Source organism: Candidatus Desulfofervidus auxilii, from assembly GCA_030262725.1.
In the GTDB taxonomy this organism is placed as follows: domain Bacteria; phylum Desulfobacterota; class Desulfofervidia; order Desulfofervidales; family Desulfofervidaceae; genus JAJSZS01.
Genome location: JAJSZS010000055.1, coordinates 1 through 4,473 on the forward strand (window position 1 = coordinate 1; position 4,473 = coordinate 4,473).

Annotated in this window: 5 protein-coding genes; 3 read left to right on the forward strand and 2 right to left on the reverse strand. The window is 38.6% G+C overall.

What is annotated here, in order from left to right:
• From LWW95_11655 to LWW95_11665, 3 genes are all read left to right on the forward strand, one after another.
• A partial coding sequence (locus tag LWW95_11655; GenBank protein MDL1957681.1) for a DUF3883 domain-containing protein occupies positions 1-704 on the forward strand: 704 nt, incomplete at its 5' end.
• 135 nt (positions 705-839) lie between these two features.
• The gene (locus LWW95_11660; GenBank protein MDL1957682.1) at positions 840-2,450 is read left to right on the forward strand and encodes an HNH endonuclease; all 1,611 of its coding nucleotides are present in this window, start codon (positions 840-842) and stop codon (positions 2,448-2,450) included.
• Between the two features lie 114 nt (positions 2,451-2,564).
• Positions 2,565-2,738, forward strand: a complete 174-nt coding sequence (locus LWW95_11665) for a hypothetical protein (protein ID MDL1957683.1) — start codon at positions 2,565-2,567, stop codon at positions 2,736-2,738.
• Positions 2,739-3,539: 801 nt separating this feature from the next.
• On the opposite strand, the gene LWW95_11670 is transcribed toward LWW95_11665, so the two are convergent.
• Both LWW95_11670 and LWW95_11675 read right to left on the reverse strand, forming a co-directional pair.
• Positions 3,540-3,788: a hypothetical protein gene (locus LWW95_11670; GenBank protein ID MDL1957684.1), complete on the reverse strand. Its 249-nt coding sequence runs from the start codon at positions 3,786-3,788 to the stop codon at positions 3,540-3,542.
• A gap of 496 nt (positions 3,789-4,284) precedes the next feature.
• Positions 4,285-4,473, reverse strand: a 189-nt coding sequence (locus LWW95_11675) for a DUF2284 domain-containing protein (GenBank protein MDL1957685.1), incomplete at its 5' end; no start/stop codon positions are given.

Consider the following 4,473-nt stretch of genomic DNA (forward strand, 5'->3'; position numbering starts at 1 on the left):
AAATACCAGCAGAAACCTCAACTCAACATTCGTCAGAATTGGCAGGAAAAACAGTTATTCCAACCGATGAAGATATTTCGGATGAAACAAAAGAAAGGGAATGGGCTCCAGAAGTTTCTCCAGAAGATGCTCCTATCAATGTAGGAGAATATGCTCCTAAAGAAGTAAAAGAAGAAACAACAGAGAAGGAGATAAAACTTTTAGATAAAAAGTCCGCAACCAGACCACATGGAGATTGGACACGATCTACCGAAGTCTTGAGTAAAAAAGCCAAAGAAGATATTGGACGATGGGGAGAAGAATATGCTTTTAGGTGCATTAAAGATGAAATGAGAAAAAAGTATCCCTACATCTCTTTATTGGATACTGAGCAAGGCTTTAGATTAGAAAAAGATGGAGAGGTAATTGTAGAAGTAGTATGGTTAAACAAAAATGGAGAAAGTGGGCAACACTATGACATAAAAATCACAGAATATAGAGATGAAATTTTTATCGAGGTTAAATCCACAAAGGAAAACGAAAAAGCTTGGTTCAAAGTGACAAAGGATCAATGGAGGCTAATGAAAGAAAAAGGAGATAAATTCTACATTTATAGAGTTTATGGTGCTGGAACAGAAAATGCAAAAATAGAAAAGATCCCTGATCCGGCAAAACTTTGGAAGGAGGGGCATATAGATGCATATCCTATTGGTATTGAAATATAATTTTGCGCTCATAGCCTTGCCCCTCGGGTCGCCTAACAGGCGCATATCCGACTTTGCTAACGTCCAAATTCCTCGCTCGGAACTTCGGACATGCTCGGAACGTTATCTGCCATGCTCCAAATGGAGGTGTAAAATATGGGATCTTTATACTTGAATAGGTTAACCCATGATGAGCGTGAAAAACTTAAGAAAAAATTATGGGAAGCGCAAAAAGGCAAATGCTTCATCTGTGATGCACTGATGGATCTGAGTATACATCAAACTCAAATAGATCATGTTATCCCCCTAAAGATTGGTGGAAAGGATGATCCCTCGAATTTTGCCTTAACTCATGCTACATGCAATGCGTCAAAACAGGATGCGGATTTAAGGGTGGCAAGAATTTTGGCGAAATTTAATAAGATACGAGATCGTTGTTTAAAAGAAAATCGTGGACTAAATCTAACGGATATTCTACATGAATACGGTGGCTCAAAATATGAATTAACTTTAGAATTCGATGAAACTAACTCTGTGGTCAGATACTCTCTTGATGAAGTAGGAGAAAATGAAATCCTTGAAGAAAGAGTTTATACAGACCCGCTAAGTGACTTTAAATATTTCTTTGCAGAGTTACCAATTGAATACCTATTTCATGATGACAGAATTAACCCACGATCAATAGGGCAAAATATTTCTAAACTAGTTAAGGAGTTCTTCCTGAAAAGACCACAATTGCATATCTCCTTAGGATGGGTAGACGTTAAAAGCAATCCTAAAGTTAAAGTTAAAATTTTTGATGGCCAACACAAGGCTGCGGCTCAGGTACTGTTGGGTATAAGAAGATTACCTGTTAGAATATTTCTAAATCCAGACCTTGATGTACTCCTTATTACAAACACAAATGCAGGAACCACTCTTAGACAAGTAGCTTTTGATAAATCTGTACAGAGACACTTGGGTAGTGCACTTTATATGGACCGAGTAGAACGCTATCAGAGAGAAAAAGGTTTATCTCCTGATGATTTCAATTTTTCAGAACGAGATCTGGTAAATTATTATAAAGGAGAATCTAGAGAAATGAAAAGGTACATTTTAGACTCAGTTAGAGATGGTATTACACATCATCCAGAAAACAAGTTGAAAGAATTCATAGATTTTGGTGGAAGAAAAAAAGAGAAGCCACTTTCGTATAGCACAATAGAAAAAACATTTTACTCATTTTTTATTTATCAAGATGTTCTTGATACACCCATAAATTATCGGTTAGAAGAAGGAGAAAACCCAAGAGAAATTGAAAAAGAACAGATAGTTACATTGATGAACATTATAGCAGAAGAGATACTAATCGGGAAATTTAACCCTGATATAGGAACTTATAGGATAGAAAACAGAATTCAGAAAGGTGAGGAAATATCTGAAGATCATCTTATTGCATACAGAATGACTAAGGAAGAAATAATTTACAATTGGCTGCGATATATAGAGCAGATAATCAAAAACTATTTTATTATGCAGGGAAAACCAATTCAAGAAAAAAAGCTTTTTCAATATAGATTTCCAGAACCGTTATGGGAGCGAATAAGAATTTTCGTGAAAAATTTAAGAAACTTACCATTATGGGTTAACAAGGAATTAGCAGCGACGATATTCGGTGGAAGGCAGAATTATGAATATTGGCAAACTATATTTGAAACAGGAAAAACTCCTCAAGGATTTCAAGTTTTAGTAAAACCTTTAGATTTAATGGAGATGATTAAAAAATAAACGCGGCAGATAACAGCGGACATACGACTTCGATGCTTCGCACCTCCGCCAAAATTCGACAAAGCCGAACTTCGCATGTCCGCAAAACGTTAGGCGTAATCGGGGGTCTCACTTATGAATAGCATGCAAGAAAAAATAGTAAGGATTTTGATTGAAAAAGGAAAAGAACTTTTAAACCAACCCTACAAGAAAATAGAATTTACTGGAAATCCAGAAGCCGATGCTCTGCTTAATGATATCAAGAATTTCCCCCATGCTTTTGTGCTTGCGTGCATAATGGATAGATAAATAAAAGCAGAAAGAGCTTGGCGAATTCCTTATGAAATATCTAAAGAAATTTGTGGATTTGAACTTCCAAGGCTTCTAAAAATAAAACAAAATCAGTTTAAAGAAATGTCTAATAGAAAAAGCCTCCACAGATTTAACGATACCATAGCAGAGAATTTTTATCATGGGATTCAGAAAATCCATAGAGATTACAATGATGATGTATCCAATATCTGGAAAGGAAAACCTAGAAGTGCAACAGTGGTTAAGAGATTTTTAGAATTTAGAGGTGTTGGAGTGAAAATAGCAACTATGGCGGCAAATATACTAGCAAGATAGTTTAAAATTCCTATAGGAAATTATATTTGTATAGATATATCTCCCGATACGCATGTAAAGAGAGTTTTCAAAAGATTGGGATTTATATCTAAAAATGTCAGTAATGATGAGTTAATTTATTCTGCAAGAGAACTCAATCCAGAATATCCTAGAATTTTTGATTTATCTTGTTGGGAAATAGGCAGAAACTGGTGTAAACCACAGAGACCCAATTGTAAGAATTGTTATTTAGATCCATACTGTCCAAAAAAATCTAAGGTGAAAAGATGGAGCATGCAATCTTCCAACATTATGGCTCGCCCCCGAACTCTTCGCCTGCTATCGCAGGCTCGTTTCTGGTCTGCTAACAGAGGGATATGTGGCTCGCCAGTGCTCGCCCAGACCGTCACTTCGTGGCGGCTTCGCATACCCGCGAGCCGTTATATGAAATTCCGTGAGGTGGCAGACATAATAACGGCTGGTCTCTTTATCCAAATTTGAGAGTTATAAAGCGTTTTTGAGCAAATGAGATGAGAGAGATTGCAGGAGAATAAAACTCTTAATCTCCGCATCTGAATACAGGAAATAGTAGCCGTCAGACATGAAAATCGCACCACCCTTACAGAACTTTCCAAAATCTCTGGTGATTGCGTTTGTGCTTCTTGCAGATATTGTCTGAACGGTAGAGCCTCCAGGAGCACCTTCGCCATATTCCGAGACGCCCTCTGCGATTTCATCGCCCTTCCTCTTCATTTACCCTCCTCCTCATCTTCTTGTCCCTGCGTCCTCTCTCTCATCAGGCAATTTGCTCATCTTTATCTCCTCAGAACTTCCTGCACTTCTGTTAAACCGAGCTCGACATCGCTTTCAGCAGGTCTGCCGATGAAGTATGACCTTGCTTCACATCCGTCCTGCTTGGTTTATAGCATCCCTCCTCTCGGAGCTAAGACGGTGCTGCTCAAAATGGCATATGGCATTCCCCCGCATCGGAAGGAATAAATAGCCATCCGTGACGAATGAAATGAAATATGACATGTAGCAATCGCATGCTTAGCTACCTGTGAGGCAGAAGGAAGTTTACAGGCGTGAGGATGTCATGGGGGCAACTCCTTTTTCTCGTTCATTACCTGCCTCTCCCGAACACTTACCTGAACACATAAGCGGAAGTCACTGCGTGGAGGGACTGCAGCTTCAGCAGAAGCAAGTTCTGGGAATTTTGATTCATGCAACGCAGAAAGAGAGTCAGCCTTTACTCAAGCAGAAGGAGTCCAAAGAAGAAGATATCCTCATAGGGGGAAGTCAGCACTTTTATTTTGTAGCCTGCATTTCTGACCGTTTGAAACACATCTATGCCAGTTGCTTCCATTGAAGGTCTCATTTTATGTTGGAACGGGCAGAGACGCTTCGCTGTGTGATCAATGTCCTCCTCCACTTCTGG

What these genes read in the sequence shown, in the direction of transcription:
- LWW95_11670 (MDL1957684.1), bottom strand. Translation starts at nt 3,788, where the DNA reads ATGAAGAGGAAGGGCGATGAAATCGCAGAGGGCGTCTCGGAATATGGC.
- LWW95_11660 (MDL1957682.1), top strand. Translation starts at nt 840, where the DNA reads ATGGGATCTTTATACTTGAATAGGTTAACCCATGATGAGCGTGAAAAA.
- LWW95_11665 (MDL1957683.1), top strand. Translation starts at nt 2,565, where the DNA reads ATGAATAGCATGCAAGAAAAAATAGTAAGGATTTTGATTGAAAAAGGA.